Genomic DNA, 25,977 nt, shown 5'->3' on the forward strand with positions numbered 1-25,977 from the left:
GCAGATAAGTTTACTAAACCGGTTTAGTTGATTGATTTAGCATAGTGCTGCAGTATGTCAACTTTCCATTAACAAAATAAAAAACAGTGATACCAAGATGGCAAAAGTGAAATTAATTGATGTGGCCCGTTTTGCTGGTGTCTCAAAAAGTACCGCTTCTCAATACCTAAATGGACGCTTCGACTATATGTCGAAAGAAACTCAAGAACGAATTCGAGCCGCGGTAGCTGAATTGGATTATGTACCGAATCCCATTGCGAGAAACCTAAAAGCAACGAAGACTAAAACCATAGGGGTAGTGGTTAGAGATATCACTGGTTTTTATTCCAGTCGGGTTATACGAGGGGTAGATGACTATTGTAAAGAAAACTCTTATAACGCATTGATTTACAACACAGATTTTGACCCAGAGATAGAAGCGAAATCAATAGAAGCGCTGTATCAATTACGTGTTGATGGAATTATCATTGCCTCTTCAGGTAATAATACGCAACTTATTTCAGAGTACATTGGTAAAGGTATGCCTATTGTTCATTTTCAAATTGAAAATGATGGTAGTGAACAAAATATTATTTTATCCGATTATAAAAAAGCTGCTTTTGATGCCACTGAATACCTAATTAACTTAGGTCACGAACGTATTTGTTTTGTTACTCAAGACATTAAAAATGTGAATTCCAGAATAGAAAGATACCAAGGTTATGCAGACGCACTGAGCAAACATGATATTCCATTAGACGATAATTTAGTGCAGCAATGGGATCGTGAAACGGGTTTTCAGACCGCGCCCACAGAAATAGTCGAATCCTATGCACCCACTGCATTTTTCACTCAACATTTGCCAATTACCATTGAGTTATTACGAGGGTTAAATCGCGCGAATATTTCTGTTCCAGATGATGTTTCATTACTTGGCTTTGATGAAGTGCCAATGGCTGAATTCTTTAAAGTACCTATTACCGTGGTGAAGCAAGAGCCATACAGTATAGGGGTTGAAGCCGCAAAATTGTTGCTCAATAATATTGCGGAAGAAACTAATATATCTCACAAAATCTTGATCCCTTGTTCGTTGGAGATACGGGATTCCTGCAAAGCAGTTTGATTTTAGCCATTGCTTCCGCTGTTATTGCCGTTAGATGCAATGCTAACTGAGATTTAAGATAAATCGGTTTATTTGAAGTGTAGCCCAAACTGAATGGTTGCAATATCTAAGCTAAGCAAAAAGCAGTTAGCTAGTGGTTGCTCAGTGCTAGCCAGATGAAAAAAGCTACACACATGGAAAATTTACAGTAGAGTATATTTTTAAATTTAGGCGAAAGAAAAACTTAGTGGACGGATTCTTAAATGGCTGATAATGAAACGGCTAATAATACAATGGATAACAACGATTGCGCAGCATATTTTAATGGCCAATACCTGCCCTTGAGCCAAGTTTCCATTTCCCCTTTGGATCGTGGCTTTTTATTCGGCGATGGGATTTATGAGTTCGTGCCTGTTTTTAATGGCAAAGCTTTAGGCGGTGAACAGCACTGGCAACGTTTGCTAGAAGGGCTAAAGTCTGTGGATATCCCACTTACTTATAGTGTGCAAGATTTAAAGGATATTGCCCAACCTTTGCTGTCAGATGATGAACACACACAAATACTCTACGTACAAATAACCCGTGGCGTTGAAGCCGTGCGCAAACATCGGTTTCCGGTCGACGCTAAACCCACAGTGTTAATGTTTAGTACGCCATTTACCTCTCCTTTTGACATTACCTATTCAGGTTGTGATGCCTACTTTCAAGAAGATTTACGCTGGCAGCGCTGCTCCATAAAGTCCATTAGCTTGATGGGGAACGTGATGTCCTATCTACAACTGGCGAAAGATGGTGTGGCCAACAGTGAGGCGTTACTGATTAGAGGCGAGCATGTGGTAGAAGCCCCTAGTAGCAATGTGTTTATGGCGAAAGATGGAGTGGTTTTTACCCCGCCTGTGGATAACATTTTAGCTGGTGTCACCCGTCAACTCATTATCGATATTGCCGAAAACCAGGGCATAGAAGTCCGGCAAGTTTTTCCCACTGCCAGTGAGGTAAAACAAGCGGATGAGGTTTGGGTGAGTAATTCTTATGAAGAATTAAAGCCGATTATCAGTATTGACGGTGAAAAGGTGGGAGACGGAAAACCTGGCCCCATCTGGCAGCGTTTGTTTTCCAGTTATCAATTGCTCAAACAATAAATATCTATTGTTTGAATGAGTTAAAAACCGCAAATTAATTGCTCATAGGTAAATACGAGATAACCATGCAAACAAGCTTCTTCCAACGAGTTTTACTGCCAGGCTTTATCCTACAATCGGTGTTGATTGGCGGCGGTTATGCCACAGGCCGAGAGTTAGTCCAGTTTTTTCTCAATTCAGGTCCGTTAGGCGGTTTTTTAGGTATTTTAGTGGCAACGGCTGCCTTTAGTTTAATCAGTATGCTGAGTTTTGAATTTGCCCGATTAACCCAAAGTTATACCTACAGGGGCTTTTTCAAAAAGTTGTTGGGAAAAGCTTGGTTTGTGTATGAGTTGGCCTACTTTGCCTTGGGCATTTTAGTCTTAGCGGTGATTGGCTCTGCAGCCGGTGAAGTGGTTGCTGAGCATTTGGATATTTCCAGTACTTTAGGCACTGTGGTGCTAATGGTCTGCATTTGTGTCTTAGTCGCCTGGGGCACTATGCTGATTGAGAAGGTATTAGCGGGTTGGTCGTTTTTGTTATACCTAGTGTATGGGGCGTTTGTTTATTTGTACTTAACTGAATATGGTGAAAATGTAACTGAGCAACTATTTTACGGCGAAATTAAAGGTAGTTGGTTTATCAGTGCGATTCAGTACGTGGGTTACAATGTTGCTGCTTTGCCGCTTATCTTGTTTTGTGTGCGTCATATGCAGGGGCGCAAAGATTCATTTTTAGCTGGGGCCATGGCTGGTCCTTTAGCAATGCTACCGGCTCTGTTTTTCTTTGTGGCTATGGTGGCAAATTCGACTCAAATCACACAGGCAAAAGTGCCATCAGATTTTATGATGCAGCAATTGAATATGCCTTGGTTGCAGGCCATTTTTTACGTAGTGTTATTCGGCACTTTTATCGAGACAGGCACAGCCTTTATCCACGGTATGAATGAACGAATTGCTGAAGTGTATGGGGAAAAACAACAAATCATGCCCAAATTAATGCGCCCAACAATTGCCGCTATTGTTCTGATACTGTCAATTTATTTAGCCTCATCCGTGGGGCTGGTGGGTTTAATTGGTAGTGGTTACGGCACCCTAACTTGGGTTTTTGTGGTGGTCTTTGTTTTGCCTTTACTCAGTGTGAGTAGTTATCGAATTTTTTGGGATGGTAAATAAAGGTACTTGTATCAATATTTCTAAAGTTATATTGTTGCTACATGTTGATTAGTGTTCAAAGGATTTCAAACTTGAAATTTACGCCACCCTAGGGTGTCCTTCCTCTATTATTTCGTTACTGCTTAACGGGCAAATATTCCACTTATCCGCGGATTTATTTGCATTAAAAAGTTTACTTTCCTAAGGATTTAGGAAAGCTTCAAATTTAGGTTATTTACATGCTCGAAAACATGAAAAGAGAATGGTTCTCTAATATTCGTGGTGATGTGCTTGCTGGTATTGTGGTGGCTTTAGCCTTGATACCCGAAGCCATTGCTTTTTCTATTATTGCCGGAGTAGACCCTAAAGTGGGACTTTACGCGTCGTTTTGTATTGCGGTTATTATTGCATTTGTTGGTGGTCGACCAGGAATGATTTCTGCTGCTACTGGGGCGATGGCATTGCTGATGGTAACCTTAGTCAAGGAGCACGGCTTAGAATACTTGCTTGCTGCGACTTTGTTGACCGGTGTGCTACAAATTATTTTCGGCTTCCTTAAGCTCGGCAGTTTAATGCGCTTTGTTTCGCGCTCTGTGGTCACCGGCTTTGTGAATGCCTTGGCGATTCTGATTTTTATGGCTCAATTGCCAGAATTAACCAATGTGACTTGGCATGTTTACGCCATGACGGCTGCCGGTTTGGGGATTATTTATCTGCTGCCTTATGTACCTACTATTGGAAAAGTTGTGCCATCACCTTTGGTATGTATTGTCAGTCTTACCATAGTATCCATTGTCTTAGGTCTGGATATTCGAACCGTTGGCGATATGGGAGAGTTACCCGATACCTTACCGTTATTTTTATGGCCGGAAGTGCCTCTTAACTTAACCACCCTTGAAATTATATTACCTTACTCTTTGGGCTTGGCGGTGGTCGGTTTACTTGAGTCGTTAATGACCGCCACCATAGTCGATGATCTGACCGATACTAGCAGTGATAAGAATAAAGAATGTAAAGGCCAGGGCATGGCAAATATTGGTGCAGGTTTATTCGGTGGAATGGCTGGCTGTGCGATGATCGGTCAATCTATTATTAATGTTAAGTCAGGGGGGCGAGGGCGATTATCAACCTTTATAGCCGGTCTGTTTTTGATCATTATGGTGGTATTCCTTGATGACTGGGTAGGGCAAATTCCAATGGCTGCGCTGGTGGCGGTAATGATTATGGTATCCATAGGTACGTTTTCGTGGTCGTCTATTACCGATCTAGGCAAACATCCTAAGTCGTCAAATATTGTGATGATAAGTACGGTTATTGTGGTTGTCGCGACCCACAACTTAGCCATAGGGGTGTTTGTAGGTGTGCTGTTAGCAACCTTGTTCTTCTCCAATAAGATTGGACGTTATATGGCGGTTAGGTCTTATTTCAATGAGCAGGAAAAAGTGCGAACCTATGAAGTCGTTGGTCAGGTATTTTTTGCCTCAGCAGAACAGTTTGTCAACGAGTTCGACTTCAAAGAAGCGGTAGAATCCGTAGTGATTGATCTTACTCATGCGCATTTTTGGGATATTACCTCGGTGTCATCGTTAGATAAAGTGGTGATTAAATTTCGTCGAGAAGGCGCAACAGTGAGCCTTGTTGGGATGAATGACGCAACAGCAACAGTGGTCGATAAATTTGGGGTACACAACGACCCTAAAGAAGTTGAAAAACTGTTTGGCGGACATTAAGGAGATAATGATGACTAAAATTGTGACCTGTGTAGATGGTTCTGCAATCACCTCGGCCGTGACAGCTGCTGCTGTCTGGGCATCAACAAAACTAAACAAACCTATACTGTTCTTGCATGCATTAGAAAAAGAACAGCAGCATGGCGCCGATGACTACACTGGCGCCATTGGTCTAGGTGCGCGCTCGGCTTTGCTAGAAGAAATGACTAGGCTTGATGAACAACGTGCCAAAGTGGCATTGCAACTTGGACGAGAGTTACTTGATGACGCAGTACAACATGCGCAAGATTCAGGGGTTGCTGACATTGAATCGATGCAAAGGCATGGTGAGGTGGTAGACTCGGTAGGCGATTTAGAGGAGCAAACTAGACTCATCGTTATCGGTCGAAATGGTAAAGGCCATGATAATAGTTTTAACGCTTTGGGTTCTAATATTGAAACCCTTTTGCGCAAAGCGGCACACCCAGTGTTGCTCATTCCAGATAATTTCAAGCAACCCTCTTCCTTTATGATTGCCTATGATGGCAGAGAAACTGCCGACAAAGCGCTGCAGCGAGTGATTGATGGTGGTTTATTGCATGGCCTACATTGTCATTTAGTGTCGGTTAAAAATAACGAAAAAAACCTACATGATAAATTCGAGTCGGCCCAGCAAAGATTGCAAGAAAAAGGATTTCAAGTTACCGCTTCATACATTGAAGGGGATATTTTTGAATCACTTATGGCTTACAAAAAGTCTAATGATATTGAGCTGATTGTGATGGGGGCGTTTGCCCATTCCAAGCTTAGGCAATTTTTTGTGGGCAGTAACACCCTGAAAATGCTTGAACGCAGTGATATACCTTTGATCGTGTTGCGTTAATGCCGATGCAATGGTTCACATCCTCGAGCATGTTTCTGGTTCCCAACACCCTAAAAACTAAAAAGCCCTTTGGAACCAGGGCTTTTTAGTTGGTTAATGAAGTCTCTTCAATTTAAGCGTAATCAAGTTGCTCAAAAAGAGGTTCAGCTCAATGATTAGGTGTTTTACAACCTACCTGAACAATAGCCATCTAATTCGCAGCGAGAACTTTCTCTGCCATTACCCGACTGTTTCATACCACCAAAAGGAGCAGCGGCATTTGATATCGCTCCTTCATTAATTCCGACCATGCCAAACTCTAGGGCTCTAGCAACACGGAATATACGACCTACATCGCGACTATAAAAATAGGCCGCTAAGCCGTATTCAGTAGTATTGGTTAATTCTATTACTTGTCTTTCATCTTCAAATTGAATGATGGGTGATACAGGACAAAAGATTTCATTGCTCGCGATAGGCATATCATTGCTAACATTGGTTAGTACTGTCGGTAGGTAATAATTCGGTCCTTGTGAGGTAACAGTTTCACCCATTTTTTATACAGCACCTTGATCAATGGATTGTTGCACTAAATCATCTACGTCAACGGCGGCTTTAGGATTGTTCATAGACTCCTTGCTGTACCAAAAAACGATTTGTGTAGATACTGGTGATTACATAGCTGCTTAATTTACAGCGTTATGGCTTTTATCGAAGATATTCATCCTCACAGTACAATTTTCGTTGTGTAAGTAACTGTCGATATCCGCGTCAAAACAATCAGTCAGATCTTCGTCATCATTTACCCCATCCACTTTTGCAAAATGTGCTGTACCGTCATCTTCCATAATTAACAAATCGGTTAAATAGTAGTCGGATAAAACAGCTATTGCCTTTGGCCGTTGTTCACTTTGCAAAAAAGCGCTGGTCTCGTAAACCAGAAAATAAGGGTGTCCTTCTTCTGTAAAACCCATCACAGAATACTTTCCGTGTTGTGAAAACCCCCAAAACCAACTGACAGCAACATCTCCTTTTATCACTTCTAAAAGCACAGGAAAGTGGCCCTTATCGCGTTTATACAAAACAAGATCATTAACAGGAAAGTGTTCAGAGTGGGTCGACATTACACAAATTTCTGTCTTTTTCTGAGGGTGGTTTTGACACGTCAACGTCAAAGGGTCTGAGCCTGCGACCCCATCATTACAAGTAAGCAGGGCGATAATGAAAAAGCTGCAACGTTTTAGCATAGGTGTCGTTAGTCCAACTCTCTAAGTAATGGGGTTAGTTAAGTAAATGATTTTATCCAATAATAATCAATAGATAACAAATAATAACTGACACAAATCTAGGCTTTTTGTTTAACGGTTTTGCTAGGGACTTAATAACTTAACACTAGCCTCAAGCCGCCCAAGCCCAGCTTAACTAGTTAATATTGGAACTCATCTTTGTTGGTTAAACCTGAACGATAAATTCTAGTAAAATGATGTTGAAAAAAATGAATGAAAATATTGAATTATAACTTCGTTTTTTACACTCGGTATTTTCCTTTTGGTTGCATTCATTTTTTTCATACTAGACTAAAGACTAATGAATTTGGCGTTCTAGGTATTGGCACGAGGATTGCTTTGAAGGGATTAGGTGAGGGAGCCTGCATCCGATGTACTACAACATTTGATGCAAGGACATAAAAAAGAGATAAATAACATGAAACTGAACAAAAGAAGTACTTTCGCAGTTTTAGTCAGCGGTTTGTTAAGCTGCTCAGCAATGAATGCGAGTGCGGCCAGTAGTAGCCTTTTAGGGTTAGATCTTAATAGCGTGACTGATTTAACTAACGTTTCAAATCTGACAACATCTTTGGAATTGCCGGAATTACCTGTCGTTGACAGTATCTTATCGATGGATAATGAGATTTTAATTCAAGGTGGAGATATTGCTGCAATTAACGACTTAGTTAACTTAGTGGGTGGGGTAGTTACACACGAGTTGCCTTTAGTCGGTGGAATCGGCGTGCGCGTTTCAGATCTGCAGTTGGAATTACTCAAAAGCTTTCCCGCTTTGATAACGATTACTGAAAACCAACCACTGTTCACTGCAGGTGCTCTTGATAATTGTCAGGTTTACGGAAGTCATGTTGTTGACTTAGAAAAAAGAAAGGTTACTTGGAATCTTTACAACGCCCGTGACATGAAAACCAATGTAGATGAAATGAAATTTACCTGGCCGTCGAGATTAGGCAATGTAACGTCGGTTAAATTTAATGGTTCCACTGTCTTTTGGAGTTTGTTTGGCTCACAAAAAGGTGAATTGACACTGGATTCTTCTTGGTTGAGTCGTTATGCAAAAATGAATGCCTATGATGATGCTAAAGTTGAATTAACTTTTTCTCGAAGTGGCGCTGAAAACTATCAGCAAAATGACTTCTCGATGAATGTTTCCTTTACTCAAAATTGTAGTCGAGAGTTGGTTAAAGGTTATGATACCCAAGCCAATGAAGGGGATAGTAATAGTTATTACGTCAACACTGTAGGTGCGGATGAGCTGCATGATAATGGTATTACCGGTAAAGATATCACCGTAGCCGTTATTGATAGTGGAGCTTGGGCAGGTCATAAAGCGTTAAAAAATGACACTAACAATAATCCTCGAATTACAGCGGCATTTGACGCAATTGAAAACCAAGAAATGCAAGCACGAGACATGACTGACGAAAATAGTCATGGTACTCACATCTCAGGCATCATTGCTAACAGTGACCGTGCAGTAGTTGATGGTCAAATGCGTAGCTATTACCAAGGTGTAGCTCCTGATGCTAATTTAGTGGTAATTAAAGCCTTTTACGAAGATGGTCATAGTACTTATTTGGATGCACTTCGTGCGATTCAATATGTTTCCGACCACCATGAAGAATTAAATATTCGTGTTGTAAACTTGTCGTTTGGTGCGCCACCTCGCTCGAATTACTGGGCAGACCCAATTAACCAAGCCATCATGAAATTATGGGAAAAAGACATCGTTGTTGTCACCTCAGCTGGTAATACTGGACCTGCAGCGATGACTATTGGTGTGCCAGCGAATGTTCCTTATGTAATTAGTGTTGGTGCGATAACAGATAATTACACGCAAGATAACCCTAACGATGATGAGTTGCTTTCATTCTCTTCACAAGGTCCAACTCATGAAGCTTTTGTTAAGCCTGATTTAGTTGCTCCAGGCGGTCATATATTCAGCTTAGCGAATGAAGACATGTATATGCCTAACAAGTTTCCACAATATATGGTTGGAAATGATCGATTTATCATGTCTGGTACTTCGCAAGCGTCAGGTGTGGTAAGTGGAATTGTCGCGTTAATGTTACAAAATGATCCCAGCTTGAGCGCTAATGATGTGAAGTGTCGTTTGATGAGCAGCACAACAATGGCTCAACTATCGAATGGCAAACTTGCTTACAGTCCTTTCCAACAAGGATCGGGTAGTGTTAATGCCGTTAAAGCAGTTGAATCAAGCGCTACAGGTTGTGCCAACAATGGTATGGATATCGCTGCAGACTTGAGTGGTGAGCAACATTACATGGGGGCAGCTCGAAAAGACGATAACGGCAACTACTACATCGAAGGGTTCGAGTTTGAGCTTTGGGAAGAAGCGTTTATCTGGGAAGAGGCCTTCATTTGGGAAGAAGCGTTTATCTGGGAAGAGGCCTTCATTTGGGAAGAAGCGTTTATCTGGGAAGAAGCGTTTATCTGGGAAGAGGCCTTCATCTGGGAGGAAGCGTTTATCTGGGAAGAAGCCTTCATTTGGGAAGAAGCCTATGTAAATCAAGAAAACTTCTTAATGCAAGAATAAGTCTTTCAACTCAATTTACTCAGCCCCTCAAAATTTAACTTTGCAGGGGGTGAGTCGTTTTTTAACCGCTGAAATTGGGCTAAATAGTGACTTTTAGCAGCTATTTTTACCATTTTATTGGCATAGTTATTTCATTAGGTTAATCTAGGTTAAAAACGATGAGCCGTGAAGAAGTATGTTCAGCAAAGGAATATTGTATTCTCTATTTTTCCTCCTAATAAGCAGCAACGCTAATGCTGACGACTCTCCTAATTTCTACTTTTCATCTGCAGATTTAACAACACAGTTAACGCAAAAAACAGTGCGCCAGATATACCATGATAGTACTGGTTATTTATGGATTGTTACCCAAGAGGGAATTAATCGATACGATGGTTATCAAATGCTGCACTTCGTGCACGAGCCCCGCAATGATGACTCCCTAAGCAATAGCAATGTTTTTGCGGTACTTGAAGATCACCAGCAACGATTATGGATAGCTACTGATGGTGGCGGTCTTAATTTATTTAACGCGGCCACGCAAACGTTTACGGCATGGAAAGAAGCCGATAATTCAGATACGGCACCCTCCTCCAATCGAATCCTGAGCTTATTCTTAGACTCTCAAAACTATATTTGGATTGGTTATCGTAACGGTAATTTCAGTCGATTTAATCCCGATGACAAAACCTTCGAGCACTTTAATATGCGCGAATTGGTTCCTGAATTGAAAAAAGATGCGGGTATTGTATCTATTGTCGAAGATGAAAACTTTCTATGGCTAGCGTCCAATGCAAATGGTTTATTTAAATTCGATAAAGAAAACCATTCTATGGAGCGACTTTACTCAGGGGCTAAATCACCATTTTTTAGTGACTCTTTGAAACATTTGCTTATTGATACACAACAGCGTTTATGGGTCGCTAGCGCAGATGCAGGAGTGAGTGTTACTGACCCGCAGAAACTGCAGTTTACCAACTGGCAATATGAAGTTAATCAAGTAGATAGTCTGCCATCGAATCTTGCACAAACAATATATCAGGATCGTCAACAACGTATTTGGATTGGCACCGATGCGGGCGTCGCGGTTTGGGACGGTAAAAATAGTTTTACTAGTTTCACCACAACAGAAGGGTTAGCAGATAATAACACCTTATCGATTCAACAAGATTCTACCGGTTTAATTTGGTTGGGTACCTTAAATGGAATTACTAAAAGTATTGAGGTGCCGTTTGAACATATTGTTAAAGGCTTAAGCAACAATGTGGTGTTAGGGTTTGCTGAAACCTATTCAAGTGCAGGTGAATCATCTATTTGGATCGCTAGTTATACCGGTTTAACCCAGTTGGATAGCAATGGAGATGTATTACAAATTATCAATAAAGAAACGCAAACTTCATTACGTGATGCCAGAGTTACTGCTGTGCTTGGTAAAGATAATGAACTTTGGTTCGGTACACGGCGTGCCGGACTTGGCCGTCTAAATGTAGATAACAACAACATTCAATTTTTTTCTCATGATCCAGAAAACCCTAGCAGCTTGAGTTTCAATGGTGTCACCAGCGTTTTTTCAGATAATGGTGGCAATTTATGGGTTGCAACCTTTGGTGGTGGTTTGAATTATTTACCCACAGGAAGCGATCAATTTATACATTATCGGTATGACGAAAATGACCCTAATAGCTTGAATAGCGATAGAGTTTTAGCTGTTTATCAACTTGCTGATGGCACTATTGTGGTGGGTACCGTGTCTGGGTTTAATTTACTTGACCAAACTAATGGTCATTTTCGCCGGATTGAACATAACCCCGATGTCATTGATAGTTTATCTGCTTCTATGGCTTGGGCATTTCATCAAGACTCTAAAGAGCAATTATGGATTGGTACCCAAGGTGGTGGATTAAATAAATGGTTGCCTGAAGATATGCAGGCATTCAATAATAAGTTCACTCAATATGACAGTTTTAGCGGCCTTCCTAGTAGTCATATTTATGCCATTTTAGAGGATGACTCAGGAAACTTATGGCTTGGTAGCCCTGCAGGTCTAACTCGGTTAAATACAGAAAACGGTAAAATTAGGCATTTTGACCGTTCTCAAGGATTTAAAGAAAGTGAAGTGAATTGGGGAGCTAGTTTTAAAGATAGCCAAGGGTATATGTATTTTGGCGGGCCAACGGGCGCGATACGTTTCCATCCTGATAACATTAAAGATAGCGAAATAGTGCCTCCAGTGGTGGTTGTGAGGATAAAAAAACTAAATGAACAAGTATGGTTTGATGTGCCTTATCAGCAACTGCAAGAACTTGAGCTTGGCTACAAAGATTATTTTATTTCCTTTGAGTTTGCTTCACTAGATTTTAACGCCCCAGGGCTTAACGAGTACCGATATAAATTGGAAGGATTGGATTCCGATTGGATTGAATTGGAAAACCGTCGTTTAGCGACCTTTACCAACTTACCTGCTGGTAACTACACATTACGTGTGCAGGCTAGTAATAACCAAGGCTTGTGGAACACTGAAGGAGTTGTGTTACCAATCAATGTGCTGCCGCCACCATGGAAAACGGTTTGGGCATACAGTCTTTATTCACTTATTGTGGTGTTGATTGTACTCAATACAATTTGGAGATATCGTCGTAAACGTTTAGCTGAGATGCAACAACTAATTGATTTAGAAGAAAAAGTAGAAGAGCGTACTAAAGAGTTACGGCATGCTAATGCACAGCTTGAAACCAGTATGCAAGAAACTGAAAAAGCGCGTAAATTAGCAGAGCAAGCAAGTAAAGAAAAAAGTGATTTCTTAGCTATCATGAGTCATGAAATTCGTACTCCTATGAACGGAGTATTGGGTATGACAGAAGTCTTATTAAGTTCTGAGTTAAAGCCAAAACAACAACACTTTGCGCAATTGGTTTATCGTTCTGGTCGCCTATTGTTAGACTTACTTAACAATATTCTAGACTTCTCAAAACTCGAAGCAGGTAAAGCGACCCTTGAATCAGTTCCCGTTGATCTAGAGGCTTTAGTCGAAGAAGTCTGTGACTTGTTTAGTGAATCGGCATATAACAAAGGGCTTTATGTTAACGCGATTTTGTCTCCGGATCCGCTTCCTGAAGTGTATGCTGACCCTGCAAGGTTGCGACAGATCATTGCTAACTTAACCAGCAATGCGATTAAGTTCACTGAGCAAGGTGAAGTGAATGTGAGTATCAGGCGAGTGCCTTGTTATCACGCGCATAATAACTCGTCAGAGCAAGCAAGCCCATCCAGTGGTTTTGAAATCAGAATTCAAGACACGGGTATTGGTATGGCACCAGATAGACAGCAAAAAGTGTTTGAAATGTTTACCCAAGCTGATGCTTCAACCACCAGAAAGTATGGAGGCACGGGGTTAGGTTTAGCGATTTGTCGTCAGTTGACAACATTGATGGGCGGTAACATTGATGTGCAATCTAAACTAGGGGAGGGGAGTTCGTTTACTTTAGAAGTTGATTTGCCTCTGACTCAAAAACCGATAATTGAAACCCTTCTGTCATCGTCAGCTCCAACTGTACATTTGGTTAACCTGAAAGGTGGTTTGGGATTGGCATTAACTAATATGTTGAGCAAATTAGGTTTCACAGCGGTACATATTCAAAGAGTTAACGGACAATTAGCATCAGCTAAAAATGGTTTATGGATCAGTCTTAGTGAATATGAATCAGCAATAATAAACGCGCAAATTCCAATGCAAAAATGGATATGCCTATTGCCGTCTTCCCAGTGGCAGGAACATGATAAGCGCAATATTTTACCTTTGCCTATTCACCTTAAAGATTTGCAAGATAGCTTAAATAAAGCTTTAGGGGTTAAAACACTCGATCGTCAATTAAGTAATAACGAATATCCCAATCACCAGAAATTTAACGCTAATATTTTAGTGGCAGAAGATAGTTTAACCAACCAAGAAGTCGCCAAAAGCATGTTAGCCATACTGGGATGTGAAGCATGGTTAGCGGATAATGGTACTGAAGCAGTTGAGCAAATTAATATCAATCAGCCCGATTTAGTTTTGATGGATTGCCAGATGCCAATTATGGATGGATATCAGGCAACAACCGAGATTAGAAAGAAATGGCCGAATATCCCAATAGTCGCTTTGACGGCTGGAATGGGGGATGACCTACGTCAACAGTGTTTGGGTGTAGGCATGAATGAAGTTATGACCAAGCCTTTTTCTCTGCGCGAACTGGAGCAAACGTTGATGCGTTTTTTAGGTGCTCCTTCACAACCACCGAAGAACGAGCAAGGTGAAAATGATCCGCTAGAATTCGGCAGCCAAAACGGTCACGCGCAAAATAACCATAGCCGTGACAACTTAGTGGCACAAAATAGCGAAGCGACTGATGATGAGTTGGCGTCACAGTTAATTGATATGGTCACTGTAGAGACACTGTTAAAAATCAGTCGAGACACCGGAAATCCAGTGTTTGTTAGAGTGTTAGATGCTTTTATTCAAGAAGCAGAGAAATTAATTACTCAATTATTTGAACAAGTAAACAGCCCAAAATTGAATTTGCATGAAGTCGCAGAAATTGCCCATGCGCTAAAATCTATGTCTGGGAACTCTGGCGCTAAGGCATTGTACGAAATATGTCGAGAGTTAGAGAGCAAGTCAAAACAGCAGCAATCGGAAGGAGTCGATACTTTAGCCCAAAATATACAAGCCACTTTTATACTAAGTTGCGAGAAGTTGGAGACGTTTAGAAATGTTGGTTGAATCGAAAATTAAAGTTCTGGTAAGTGACGATGATCTCACCGCAAGAATTTTAATGAAAGAAACACTAACCAGTGACAGTATCGAAGTGTTAGAAGCAGAAAATGGCAAACGGGCTCTAGAGCACTTTCAGAAACACTCGCCATCACTGGTTTTATTAGACGTTTCTATGCCTGAAATGAATGGTTTCGAAGTGTGCGAACGTATTCGTAGTCAAGAAAATGGCAAACATGTTCCAATTATAATGGTGACCGGCTCAGACGATCTTGACTCCATCCATCGGTCATATGCGGTTGGGGCTACAGACTTTATAGCGAAACCTATTAGATGGCCGATTTTAGGCGAACGAGTTAAGTATATCCTGCGGGCGAGTCAAGCCTTTGCTGATTTAGTTGTACAACAAAAAGAACTCCATCAACTGGCGTTTTATGATTCTCTTACGGGTTTACCAAACCGGCAATACTTGATGCAAGACGTGCAACGCTTTTTGGCACTCGCTAGGCGTAAACAAAATCAAGCTGCAATGTTATTCATTGATCTAGACAGATTCAAACGCATTAACGATACCATGGGCCACAGTAATGGTGATAAATTGCTTCGTAAAGTGGCTCATCGATTACAAGCTAACTTACGTGACAGTGATGTATTTGTGCGAGTTGGTGAAAGTATTTCGGCAAATAAAGCCCAACTTTCAAGTTTTGGTGGTGATGAATTTACGATATTTTTGAATCAATTAAATACCGCTAATGAAGCCACTTTAGTTGCCGAAAGAGTGATTCGTAGCTTTGATCAACCATTCCAACTCGAGCCGTTTGAGGTGGTAATTACGCCAAGTATTGGTATCTCAATGTTTCCTAATGACGGGGAAGATGCAGAAACCTTGCTTAAAAATGCAGACACCGCAATGTATTCAGCAAAACAAGCTGGCCGCTGCTGTTATAAATTTTACCGCGACTCAATGAACGCCAAGGCTGCTGCTCGATTGCAGCTTGAGCAGGACTTACGCCAGGCCCTCGATAGTAATGAAATTGTGCCTTTTTACCAGCCACAGGTTTGTGCTCAAACGGGACAGATTGTAGGCGTTGAGGCACTTGTAAGGTGGTTACCAGCACAAGGCGGTATGATCCCACCGGATGAATTTATTGCGATTGCTGAAGAAACTGGACTGATCAATATCTTAGGGCAACTAGTGCTCGAACAAAGCTGCCAACAAGCTAAACAATGGTTAACTCAAGATACCCCCGTTAGAGTCGCAGTGAATGTATCAGGACATCAATTTAAACAACATAACTTCACAGAGATCGTAGCTGAAGCCCTCCGCAGTAGTGGCTTACCTGCCGAATTACTTGAATTGGAAATAACCGAATCGGTGATAATGAGCGATGCTGAAGAAAATATCGCAAGACTAATTGAATTAAAATCCCTTGGTGTTACTTTGGCGGTGGATGATTTTGGTACTGGTTATTCTTCTTTGAGTTATTTGAAAAAATTCCCTATTGATATCCTAAAAATTGATCGCTCATTCATGTGCGACTCGGATTCAGCTCCTGATGACGTGGCAATAGTTGAGGCCATTTTGGCCCTTGCGGAGAGTTTAAACCTAGGGGTTATAGCCGAAGGGATTGAGGATGCTGGTCAAATAGAAATACTGAAAAATAGTAAACATTTACTGCTGCAAGGCTACCTATTCTCTAGGCCTTTGGCCGCTGAATATATAGGGCCATTGTTAACCCAGAACTTTACTCACTTGATGCGTCAATAAGAACAATAATAATGAAATCGTCTTTGCGAGTTGAAACTGTCCCAGAAAATAAAAGCATCATCACCCTTTTTGTGGATGATGATTTGGCCGAAGATTTGGCGTACCAAGGCGCAGTTGTATCAATTCGACAGAGGTATGGGTCTCACTACACTCTAATTACCTCAGGTTTATCGAGTCAAAATCTACGCTCTTCAATATTAGTTCTTTGTCAGAATCAAAGCCATGCTGAGTCTCTGACTAAACGCTTCAAATTAGATAATCTGCACGTTTTCTGGTTATCCCAAGATGCCCCTCATGTTCCACCAAAAACTAACGCTGCAGAGCATTGGTATTTGGATTGGACACAAGTAGACGCCATATTACCGATATTGTCATTATTGAAACAACATCGTCAGGTAAGCAAGGATTTAGAGCGTAGTAAGCACAAACTTTCAATGTTATCCGAGTGTCTTGGTGAAATGTCCATGACCTTAAACGCGGACGGTCGTATAGTGGAGGTAAATGCACCTTTATTAGAAGAGATGGTAGACACTGGCGATAGTGTTATTGGTCAAGATTTACTATCTTGTTTAAATATTCCATCACCTATTGCCAAACGCCGAATGTTGCAAATATTGGCTGACATGAGCCGAACCCATGCAATGACGAGGCTGCCGCCATTTCCGGTTAAATTAAAGCACTCAGTGGTGATGCTGGACGGCTTTGCAGGTCCATTAAATCAAAATGAAACGCTGTTAATTTTTCGTCAAGTTGCTAGTTGGCAAACTCAGGAGTGGCAGGAACAAAGCGCGGCAAACGGTGCGCCTGTTACACTGCTGTTGGTTAATCCTGATGATTTTGCAGCATTTAATCAACGCTATGGTCGCGAAATGGGCGATCAGGCTTTAGCTGAAGTTATTCAGTGCATGTCGGATTTATTGCGAACTGACGATTTTGCCAGCCGCTTCAGTGGTGCTGTTTTTGCTGCACATTTGCCTGACACCAATGAGCAGCAGGGGCAGGTTTTAGCGTCTAGAATGCGCGAAATGTTGAGGCAAAAACGCTTCTCAGATAAAAAAGTTAGTTTAGATTTTAGCTTTGGATTAGCCACTATTGAGTCGCAAGAACAACTTAATGAACAGTCTCCACTTGAGCTTTTCCGCAGGGCCAATGCAGCACTACAGGCGGCAAGAAGTATCGGTGGCGGTACCTTAGTGTGCTGGCAACCTAAATTCGATGCCAACATACTCGCTAATATGGACCGTATGAGTGGTAAATTCTCAGATGCCGCAGACGCAGACTTTAAACTCATAACATTGCAGTGGGATGTCATTCGTATCATCGGCAATACCCACGACTTACAGAGCTTTTCAAAGCAGGTTTGCCATTTGCTTTTTGCTGGGATGTTACCTGTTTACGCAGGGCTTTATATCAACAGAGGTGGCGGTTTAACTAATCTGTCCTATGAAACTAATGGACCTGCAGTCGATGTCAATGATGTAGATCAGTGGGTAACATCTAAGGTTAACATTGATAATTTAGTAAGTGACGGGAATAGCACAGCGTATTCTAAGGTACAAAAACTAAACGCCACTAGTGTGCAAAGTATCGTTCCCCTCGTTACTCGTGATAGTTGTCAGGGAGCTGTTGTATTACGTTGGCCAGTGAAAGATCAGTCTGTAGCACAAAAGTACACCGAGTTGCTTCAGCAAGTTTCTGCGAACCTAGGTACTGCAATTGAACGAATTCTATTGTTGGATCAAAGTCAAAAGCCGGTGGAAAATAAAACTGCAGATGAATCTAGTGAGCACGAGTTTTTATTTGAATCGGCGGCAATGCAAACCTTAATGCAGCAGGTGCAATTAGTCGCCCCTACGGATGCTTCCGTGTTGCTTATCGGTGAATCGGGGACCGGTAAGGAAGTCATTGCTAAACAAGTTCATACTCAGGGTATACAACCCGATAAACCTTTTATAACTGTAGATTGCAGTACTATCGTTACTCATCTTATGGAAAGCGAACTTTTTGGTCATAGAAAAGGCGCGTTTACCAGCGCTATTAGTGATCAACCTGGTAAAATTTCTCAGGCCGATGGCGGCACTCTATTTCTTGATGAAGTCGGAGAGTTACCCCTCGATATACAGTCAAAGCTATTACGTTTCGTTCAAGAGAAAACCTTTGTTGCTGTGGGTGATCAAAGAGTTAGAAAAGTGGATGTAAGGTTGATATTAGCAACCAATCGAAATTTAGCTGATGAGGTGGCAGCAGGGCGTTTCCGTGCAGACCTCTACTATCGAATCAACGTATTTACGCTACACCTGCCGCCGTTGAACCAGCGTGGTAATGATGCTTTGCTTTTAGCACGGCACTTTTTGAAAAAGTTTAGTCATCAATACAATAAACAAATTACTGACCTGTCTGCATTAGCTATAGATAAAATTAGTCAATACAACTGGCCGGGTAATATTAGAGAACTTAAAAATTGCATTATGCGTGCAGTTATCACTTGTTCTGGTGCTTACCTAGAGCCTGAGCATTTGAGTCTACAAGAACAATCTATTTCTTTACCTCAGCCGACACCGGTTTCACAACAAAACCAATCTAGCCACATCACTCAAGATAGTGATGAAGAATTGATGCAAGCTTTATCAGGCCTCGTCGATAAAGTCGTGTCAGTAGCTATTCAGCAGTCTGTGCCATTTGCAATCAGTACTTGGTTAGAAAAACAGTGGATAGAGTTGTGTTTACAAAAGTGGGGAACCCTCTATCAAATAGCGCTTAACCTGGATCAGTCAGAGTCAACTCTAAGGAGACGTTCAACAAAGTTGAAAGACGTGAATATAGCTCACCCCCAATTAGATAGCCTGAGTGCAGAATACAATGAGTTACTTCAGCGCTTTCTTGAGCGAGATACTATTCCTAAATTTTGGCCTATATTAGAGTCCATCATGCAGTCAATTGTCGTCCGTCAACAAATAACACAGCAACGTAAAGCCAAACTATTGGATGTTACTCAACCGACCTTGCGTAAAATAACCCAACAGTATCAAGGATAAAAAGTTAATCTTTTAAGTATTTCTGGATCATAGCAATCAACGACACTTTATCTATGGGTTTGGATAAAAAGTCAGTCATTCCTGCGTTCTTACATTTTTCTCGATCCTCCACATAAGCGTTAGCGGTCAGGGCGATAATAGGTTTCTTAAAGTTTATATCAGTTTTCAACTTGGCCGTTGCGGTTAAGCCATCCATAACCGGCATTTGTAAGTCCATCAAAATCAAATCAAACTCTTCGAATATGCACGCGTTAATGGCTTTTTCTCCATCACCGACTATAGAAACATCGTAACCAGAGGTTTCAAGCATCGCTTTCACTACCTCAGCATTAATTTCATTATCTTCAGCGACTAAAATTTTGAACTTCGTTTGCGGCTGCACAATATTTGAGTCTTGGCGCACATAAATTTTTTGCAATTGTCGCAAATCAACTTCTAGTTCCTGTCTCAGAATAGGTTTAGCGTGAGTACGCCATATGACTCTTCTCACTTCATCAGAACATTCTAAATGTTCAATCATTGCGGATACCAAAATAATGTAAGGTAATCGGGCTGCATTGCTATTAACGATTTCCTCAATCAAGTCGACACCTGTCAGCTCAGGCATGGATAAATCGACGATTAAAATGTCATATTCAGAATAATCAGTTGCTAAAAATTCTTTAGCTGATTCAAAGGTAGATGTCACCATACCTTGAAGCTCAGCAATGTGCTGAATATATTCCCTACTGGTGATCAAGTCATCGACAATTGCGCATTTCAATTGGACTTCAGGGTTAATGTTCTCAATTTTTTCATTGTCTATTTCAATGGGAATTGAGAGAGTAAAACAACTTCCAGTGTGTAATTCACTGGTTACTTCAAGTTCGCCTTTCATTAAATCAGCTAACTGTTTGCTAATGGCTAATCCCAATCCTGAACCACCAAATAATCTTGTGGTTGATTGTTCTGCTTGTTCAAACTTGTTAAAAATAGAGGCCAATTTCTGGCTCTCAATACCTATCCCAGTATCTTTGACGTTAATAGTTAACCAGTATTTCTTATCTCTAACCTTGACACCTGCTGAGAGTGTTACCCCCCCAGTTTGAGTAAACTTAATGGCATTATTTAATAAATTTTGCATGATTTGAGATAGACGTGTGGGATCACTGATGATTCGAGTTGGTAAGCTAGTTGTCTTTTGAAAATCAAAGGTTAAGTTCTTTATTCGACAATTGGCCGATTGTACAGAGGACACGTCATCCAATAATTGGATTAGATCAAAAGGTGTTCTTTCAATACGCAGCTTGCCAGCTTCAATTTTAGATAGATCTAATACATCGTTAATCAGAACTAATAGTTGTTTTCCAGCACTCTTGGCTTTTTTCAAGTAATCGTTACTTTTGCTCGGGTTATCAATGGCCAATTCAATCATGCCAAAAAGCCCATTCATTGGAGTGCGCAGCTCATGACTCATGCTGGCTAGAAATTCAGATTTTGCTTTATTGGCTTCGTTTGCTTGTTGTTCTGCATCTTTAGATTTACGTAAAGCTTTGCGTAAAGAGGCTAAGGAGGTTTTGATTTTCTTTTCCATGGGGTGAAAGATTAACAATGCTTCAAGTACTAACAATAAGAGCGTAAACAACCACAACGCCAATTCAATGCTTTCAACGCGCTCTACCCGATCACGAGCATCTAATTCAAATTCTTGCACAACTTTGTCTAGGTAAAAAAGCAGTTCGTTAGTTTCTTTAGCATTGAAGTCGGAGGGGAGCGATCCGCAGCTCTCGTTATTTTCACTAAATTGTTGAGCTGCTTTTACATAGTTTTGAGTTTTGGAGTCTAGTGCGGGCTTGCCAAAATATATTTCTTGTATGCTGCTAGGAAGCTTCGGTAGTTGAGTTAAATATTCTCGGTTCCCTACAAATTTTTCAATGGTAGTTTTTAGGGTCTCATTGAGTTCTTTGTAGTTTGCTGGGCAGGTGGATATACGAGTGACAAAAAGAGCAATGCGCTGGGATAACATGCGTTGTTGACCAGCAACATTAACAACATAAGCATCGTTGATTTGGGCTTTAAAGATATAACGGAGCATTAAGGCGGATGTTGATACCGTCGCGCCTACCAGGCAAAGCGCCAGTATGTAGCGAATTCTAATAGAGAGATGTTTACTAAATAGGTTAACTAACAAAGATTTTGCTTGTCTGAAAAAGCGTTATGGTTAGATTAAAGAGACTAGCGGTAAATGCAATAGCTGAGGAAAAATTTTAGGCATACAATTTACGTTAGTGTGTCGTTGAATGTACTTATATGTGTTTAGTTAAATGTTGAGTTGCACTTTTTAAAATAAATGGAGGGCAATTAACAAACTGTAGCAATTTCTATTGTTGAGTAAGTTTTACAATTTTTTTTGATAATTTATCCCATATTTTTTAGGCGGCTTTTGCTTTTATTCGAAAAGCATCTCGTCTGTTTTTCGAATAATGTTTTTAACTCAGCACCTTTATTAAGTCTTTTAGCTACTAATTTCCTTGCTTAACAAGGATTTGATCCTTTCGTTGTTGTTTCAGCGTAATCCCTTAGAACCGTAATTTTATCATTCATTTTAAGCATCCCTGCGTTTGGCAAGTAAATTGCTAATTAATGAATGAATGAATGAATGAATGACTGACTGACAGGTCGCGTTCAGGAAACTGCCTGATGCGAAATTGAAATTCATAGCTACAATAAAAATGAGAACAAACTATGTTGGATTCTAAAATACTAAATCCATTCACCGCATATATTAAATCTGTGTGCTTGATCAGTATTCTGATTATCAGTGGATGTAGTTCCAACCAAGTTGATCAGGTCTCTGCAAAACCGCCTAGTAATCAAGAGATTGTCATCAATACTTCCCAAGGCGAGCAGGTCTTAACCCCAACAGTTGTCACCTATGATCCTGTAACCTTCGATGATCCTTTAGAGTCCATTAATCGGCCTATTTTTGCGTTTAATGATGTTGTATATCGCTATTTTCTGATTCCGGTAGGCAAAGGCTACGATGCGGTAGTGCCGGATCCGGTACAAACGGGTATAGGCAATTTTTTCAGTAATTTGCGCGAGCCTCTCAATCTATTAAACAATTTGGCGCAAGGTGAAGGTAAAAAATCAGGCACCAATTTAGGTCGATTTTTAATTAATTCAACGGTGGGGCTTTTGGGGTTATTTGATCCTGCTGATGCATGGTTTGATATGCCTGAGGAGACCACTACAATTGGTGATACTTTGGCCTCCTATGATGTCGGCTATGGTAATTATCTAGTCTTACCCATACTTGGCCAGTCAGATTTCAGAAATGCCTTTTCTACCCTAGGTGAAAGCCTACTTAGTCCGGTTCATGTTATTTCTGATACCCCCGAATCTACTTACCTTCAGGGGCTTGATGGATTTAATGATTTTGTACCCACAGCTCCTTCCTATGAAGAGTTACGCGCTCAATCTGATGATCCCTACACATTTTTTCGAAACTTGTATCTACAAAGCGTCGAAAGAGACGAGCAATTTGATGGTGGCGTTCAACAATTTTCCCCCTCACCTGCAAACAGTGAAAAAAATCGTATTAAACACAAAAATGCAGACTCACCTGAAAAGGAAGAGTAACAGTGAAATCTAATTTGGCTCAGTTGTTGATCCGTCAGAGCAAATGGATATTGCTTACCTTTATTGTTTTGGGAATTGTGTCTGCCTATTTTGCTCAGCGATTTAGGATTGATGCCTCAGCGGAAACACTGCTAGTAAAAGACAACCAACTTTATATTCAATCACAGGTGATGAATCAAAAGTTTTCACCTGATGAATTTATTTTGGTGGCCTACCAACCAAAAGATCACGAAGTGTTTTCAGATAAAACCTTCCAGCAACTTGAACAACTAAGTGATGCCTTCGCAGCGTTGCCTAGAGTGAAGTCGGTGACCAATATACTTAACGTTCCGCTGTTGAGTAATGCCACTTCCCTAAGTGCCGATTTAAACCCCGAACAATATAGTTGGCAATCTCAAAAATATTCAGCGCAACAAATGCAACAGGTGTTCAATGCGCATCCTTTGTTTACCGACTTATTAGTCAACCAGGCACAAACCGCGACAGCCATTCAAATTGTTTTTAAAAAGAATTCACAACTAGTCGACATTCAAAATCAGATTATTGATATCCAGAAGAATGCCCTAGAGAGTGAGTTATCGGAACAGCAGCAGAAAAAAATAAGCCAACTAAAAGCTCAAGCTGATCCCATTGAGCAAGAGCTTAAAACCCAGCGCAAACAAGAGATAGATAGGATTTACGAGATAACCGAAGAATACCAACAAGATGCAGACTTCTATTTAGGTGGCGCCTATGTGTTAGGTCAGCAGATGATTGATATTATTAAGCGGGATCTGCTGTTATTTGGCAGTGCAATCGGCAGCGCTATTGTGGTGATGTTGTTTATTTTATTTCGTCGGATTCGCTGGGTGGTGTTGCCGGTAGTTTCTTGTGGGTTGAGTGTGTTATTAACTGTGGGAATTTTTGGTTTATTAGATTTGCGAACCACGGTTATATCCTCAAATTTCATAGCGCTGCAATTGATCCTGACGCTAGCCGTGATGATTCATTTGATTGTGGAGTATCGGCAACTTGCTGTTAAGAATAAACAAGACAGTCAATCTCAGTTATTAGAAAAGACCCTAAAAAACAAGTTTAAACCTTGTCTTTATGCGGGCTTAACGACTTCTGTCGGTTTTGGTTCGTTACTTTTCAGTGGTATTCAACCTGTTGTCAGTTTCGGCTGGATGATGATAGTTGCTATGGTTATTTCTATTCTAGTTAGCTTGTTACTTTTTCCAGCATTTTTATCGGTGTTATCTCATAAGGATGAAAGTGGTGAAAATCGTTTTACCCAATTGATTATTAACGGGTTCACGGCCCTGAGTCTTAATTATACAAAATCAATAGGCGTGTTAAGTGTGGTGTTGGTGGTTGTATCTATTGTAGGGATAACACGTTTGGATGTGGAAAATAGTTTTTTAAACTATTTCAAAGAGTCTACCCAAGTGCGTCAGGAACTAACTTTCATCGACCAAGAATTTGGTGGGTCTACGCCTATGGACGTGGTTTATACCATTCCCACTGAGCAACGGGACAAAGACTTAGTACTGACTGCTGAGGCAATTCAAAGCTTACAAAAAGTCCAAGCGGTACTAACAAGTTTTGAGGCCATGGGGAATGTTACCTCAGTATATAATTTTACTGAGTTGGCAATGGCAATAAATGAAAATAAACCTCTTACCGAGTATGAGTTAACAGCAATCTATACCTTGGTTGATAAATCTTTAAAAGATAAGTTGTTAGGTGCGTATTTTGATCCTGAAACTAATCAACTTAGAATAAGCACGCGAATTAAAGACAGCACAGCAGAGTTTAACCGAGCTGAATTCTTAGATGATCTTAATGCAGATATGCAAGCAATTGGTGTCGACAAACAAGATTACCTGGTTACTAACCTTTTTGTACTTTATCAGGATATATTGCAGCGTCTGTTCAAGTCGCAAATTATGACTTTGGGTTTAGTTTTTGTCGCTTTATTTTTAGTGTTATTGGCAATATTTCGCTCAATAAGAATCGCGTTAATCGCGGTTATTCCTAACATCCTCACCACCCTTACTATTTTAGGTGTGATGGGATTGCTGGGGATCCCTTTAGATTTAATGACCATCACCATTTCGGCCATTGCCATGGGGATAGCCGTGGATGATACCATTCACTTTATCCACCGCTATCTTGAAGCGAGCAGAAACACTGATACTGGAAACAGCCTTGGTGCCAAAAACAGCCTCGGTGCCAAACACGCCACTGGAGCAGAACAAGCAATCAAAAACACCTTTAATAGTGTCGGTTATGCGCTGTTATTTACTACTACCATCATCACAATCGGTTTTGCATTATTGAGCTTTTCTGATTTTGTACCGAGTATTCTATTCGGGCTACTAACAGGTCTAGCAATGTTAATGGCGCTGCTGACCGACTCTACCTTATTGCCAGTGCTTTTAAGATGTTTTGTTAAACACTAAATTGCGATAATCGATTATAGGGCAAGAGTGCAGCTGTCTTTAGCTGCCACTTCAATATTCCAACTGCCACTATTGTCCCCAAGGCTACAAGCATTGTCGGGTATGCCGTTGGCAGTTAAGTTGCGATAGGTGCCATGGCAAGTCCAATCTGCATAATTACTTGGCGAGACGGATTCTGATTCATTCTGCTCATTCTAAAAATAGCTACAAAGTACACCATCGGTGGAGTCCGTTGTATAAGCGGTTCCATTGTCATTACTGAATGTATCTTGGTCGGAATTCGCTGCTGTTATGTTTATGCTATCACCATTACATGCCGCTACTAATGTCCCCACCATCATAAGGAATTATATATTTGTAGAGCTCGACAAACATCTTCGTATGTTTCTCATGCGCTAACTTCTTAGCCCTTGATGAACCCTAAAAATAGTGAGTTAAGAGGTGTGTAAGGGCATAAGTTTAAAGATTAAATGTGCAGAAATAACGCAAAAACCGTGGTTTTGGATGGGGGTTTTCAGGCCATCTGTTTGTTTTTCTATGGCGTTAGTGAGCTTCGGTACTAAGTTTTTAACATTTACTTTGTCAAACTTAATTAACATCTACGTATTTA

14 protein-coding genes are annotated in these 25,977 nt (G+C 40.7%); 11 read left to right on the forward strand and 3 right to left on the reverse strand.

Translation table 11 applies throughout. From position 1 onward, the window contains the following. Positions 1–97 precede the first annotated feature (97 nt). The 5 genes from AB6T38_RS12360 to AB6T38_RS12380 all read left to right on the forward strand — a co-directional run bounded on the left by AB6T38_RS12360 (position 98) and on the right by AB6T38_RS12380 (position 5,948). On the forward strand, positions 98–1,102 hold the full coding sequence (locus AB6T38_RS12360) for a LacI family DNA-binding transcriptional regulator (protein ID WP_372547609.1): 1,005 nt from the start codon (positions 98–100) through the stop codon (positions 1,100–1,102). A gap of 242 nt (positions 1,103–1,344) precedes the next feature. Next, positions 1,345–2,223 carry an aminotransferase class IV gene (locus AB6T38_RS12365; protein ID WP_372547610.1) on the forward strand — a complete coding sequence of 293 codons (879 nt, stop codon included), beginning with the start codon at positions 1,345–1,347 and terminating at the stop codon, positions 2,221–2,223. A 65-nt stretch (positions 2,224–2,288) separates the two neighbouring features. After that, positions 2,289–3,377, forward strand: coding sequence for a hypothetical protein (locus tag AB6T38_RS12370; protein ID WP_372547611.1), 1,089 nt, complete (start codon positions 2,289–2,291; stop codon positions 3,375–3,377). Between the two features lie 218 nt (positions 3,378–3,595). Continuing rightward, positions 3,596–5,086 carry a SulP family inorganic anion transporter gene (locus tag AB6T38_RS12375; RefSeq protein ID WP_372547612.1) on the forward strand — a complete coding sequence of 497 codons (1,491 nt, stop codon included), beginning with the start codon at positions 3,596–3,598 and terminating at the stop codon, positions 5,084–5,086. A 10-nt stretch (positions 5,087–5,096) separates the two neighbouring features. Then, a complete protein-coding gene (locus tag AB6T38_RS12380) occupies positions 5,097–5,948 on the forward strand; it encodes a universal stress protein (protein ID WP_372547671.1) in 852 nt (283 codons plus the stop codon). Positions 5,949–6,112: 164 nt separating this feature from the next. Here the strand turns inward: AB6T38_RS12380 and AB6T38_RS12385 are convergent, their stop codons facing one another. Beyond that, complete coding sequence (locus AB6T38_RS12385; RefSeq protein ID WP_372547613.1) at positions 6,113–6,481, reverse strand: aldehyde dehydrogenase family protein; 369 nt, start codon at positions 6,479–6,481, stop codon at positions 6,113–6,115. Between the two features lie 132 nt (positions 6,482–6,613). Further along, positions 6,614–7,174, reverse strand: a complete 561-nt coding sequence (locus AB6T38_RS12390; RefSeq protein WP_372547614.1) for a hypothetical protein — start codon at positions 7,172–7,174, stop codon at positions 6,614–6,616. 457 nt (positions 7,175–7,631) lie between these two features. Between AB6T38_RS12390 and AB6T38_RS12395 the strand changes: the two genes are divergently transcribed. The 4 genes from AB6T38_RS12395 to AB6T38_RS12410 all read left to right on the forward strand — a co-directional run bounded on the left by AB6T38_RS12395 (position 7,632) and on the right by AB6T38_RS12410 (position 19,302). Continuing rightward, complete coding sequence (locus tag AB6T38_RS12395) at positions 7,632–9,770, forward strand: S8 family peptidase (RefSeq protein WP_372547615.1); 2,139 nt, start codon at positions 7,632–7,634, stop codon at positions 9,768–9,770. A 175-nt stretch (positions 9,771–9,945) separates the two neighbouring features. Then, on the forward strand, positions 9,946–14,508 hold the full coding sequence (locus AB6T38_RS12400; RefSeq protein ID WP_372547616.1) for a two-component regulator propeller domain-containing protein: 4,563 nt from the start codon (positions 9,946–9,948) through the stop codon (positions 14,506–14,508). Beyond that, entirely contained in the window at positions 14,498–16,267 is a 1,770-nt protein-coding gene (locus tag AB6T38_RS12405; RefSeq protein WP_372547617.1) for an EAL domain-containing protein, read from the forward strand. The genes AB6T38_RS12400 and AB6T38_RS12405 overlap by 11 nt, the downstream gene beginning before the upstream one ends. Before the next feature lie 11 nt (positions 16,268–16,278). Further along, positions 16,279–19,302 (forward strand): sigma 54-interacting transcriptional regulator, encoded by a 3,024-nt coding sequence (locus AB6T38_RS12410; protein ID WP_372547618.1) that lies wholly within the window; start codon positions 16,279–16,281, stop codon positions 19,300–19,302. A 4-nt stretch (positions 19,303–19,306) separates the two neighbouring features. On the opposite strand, the gene AB6T38_RS12415 is transcribed toward AB6T38_RS12410, so the two are convergent. Then, the gene (locus AB6T38_RS12415) at positions 19,307–21,376 is read right to left on the reverse strand and encodes a response regulator (RefSeq protein WP_372547619.1); all 2,070 of its coding nucleotides are present in this window, start codon (positions 21,374–21,376) and stop codon (positions 19,307–19,309) included. Between the two features lie 650 nt (positions 21,377–22,026). Between AB6T38_RS12415 and AB6T38_RS12420 the strand changes: the two genes are divergently transcribed. Continuing rightward, positions 22,027–22,923, forward strand: coding sequence for a VacJ family lipoprotein (locus AB6T38_RS12420; RefSeq protein ID WP_372547620.1), 897 nt, complete (start codon positions 22,027–22,029; stop codon positions 22,921–22,923). A gap of 2 nt (positions 22,924–22,925) precedes the next feature. Then, positions 22,926–25,367: an RND family transporter gene (locus AB6T38_RS12425; protein ID WP_372547621.1), complete on the forward strand. Its 2,442-nt coding sequence runs from the start codon at positions 22,926–22,928 to the stop codon at positions 25,365–25,367. Positions 25,368–25,977: the final 610 nt, after the last annotated feature.

The sequence above is a fragment of the Aliiglaciecola sp. SL4 genome, assembly GCF_041538045.1.
Classification (GTDB): domain Bacteria; phylum Pseudomonadota; class Gammaproteobacteria; order Enterobacterales; family Alteromonadaceae; genus Aliiglaciecola.

Coding starts and splice junctions, on each gene's coding strand:
- AB6T38_RS12410 (WP_372547618.1), top strand. CDS start 16,279: ATGAAATCGTCTTTGCGAGTTGAAACTGTCCCAGAAAATAAAAGCATC.
- AB6T38_RS12405 (WP_372547617.1), top strand. CDS start 14,498: ATGTTGGTTGAATCGAAAATTAAAGTTCTGGTAAGTGACGATGATCTC.
- AB6T38_RS12370 (WP_372547611.1), top strand. CDS start 2,289: ATGCAAACAAGCTTCTTCCAACGAGTTTTACTGCCAGGCTTTATCCTA.
- AB6T38_RS12375 (WP_372547612.1), top strand. CDS start 3,596: ATGCTCGAAAACATGAAAAGAGAATGGTTCTCTAATATTCGTGGTGAT.
- AB6T38_RS12390 (WP_372547614.1), bottom strand. CDS start 7,174: ATGCTAAAACGTTGCAGCTTTTTCATTATCGCCCTGCTTACTTGTAAT.
- AB6T38_RS12385 (WP_372547613.1), bottom strand. CDS start 6,481: ATGGGTGAAACTGTTACCTCACAAGGACCGAATTATTACCTACCGACA.
- AB6T38_RS12360 (WP_372547609.1), top strand. CDS start 98: ATGGCAAAAGTGAAATTAATTGATGTGGCCCGTTTTGCTGGTGTCTCA.
- AB6T38_RS12365 (WP_372547610.1), top strand. CDS start 1,345: ATGGCTGATAATGAAACGGCTAATAATACAATGGATAACAACGATTGC.
- AB6T38_RS12380 (WP_372547671.1), top strand. CDS start 5,097: ATGACTAAAATTGTGACCTGTGTAGATGGTTCTGCAATCACCTCGGCC.
- AB6T38_RS12415 (WP_372547619.1), bottom strand. CDS start 21,376: ATGCTCCGTTATATCTTTAAAGCCCAAATCAACGATGCTTATGTTGTT.
- AB6T38_RS12420 (WP_372547620.1), top strand. CDS start 22,027: ATGTTGGATTCTAAAATACTAAATCCATTCACCGCATATATTAAATCT.
- AB6T38_RS12395 (WP_372547615.1), top strand. CDS start 7,632: ATGAAACTGAACAAAAGAAGTACTTTCGCAGTTTTAGTCAGCGGTTTG.
- AB6T38_RS12400 (WP_372547616.1), top strand. CDS start 9,946: ATGTTCAGCAAAGGAATATTGTATTCTCTATTTTTCCTCCTAATAAGC.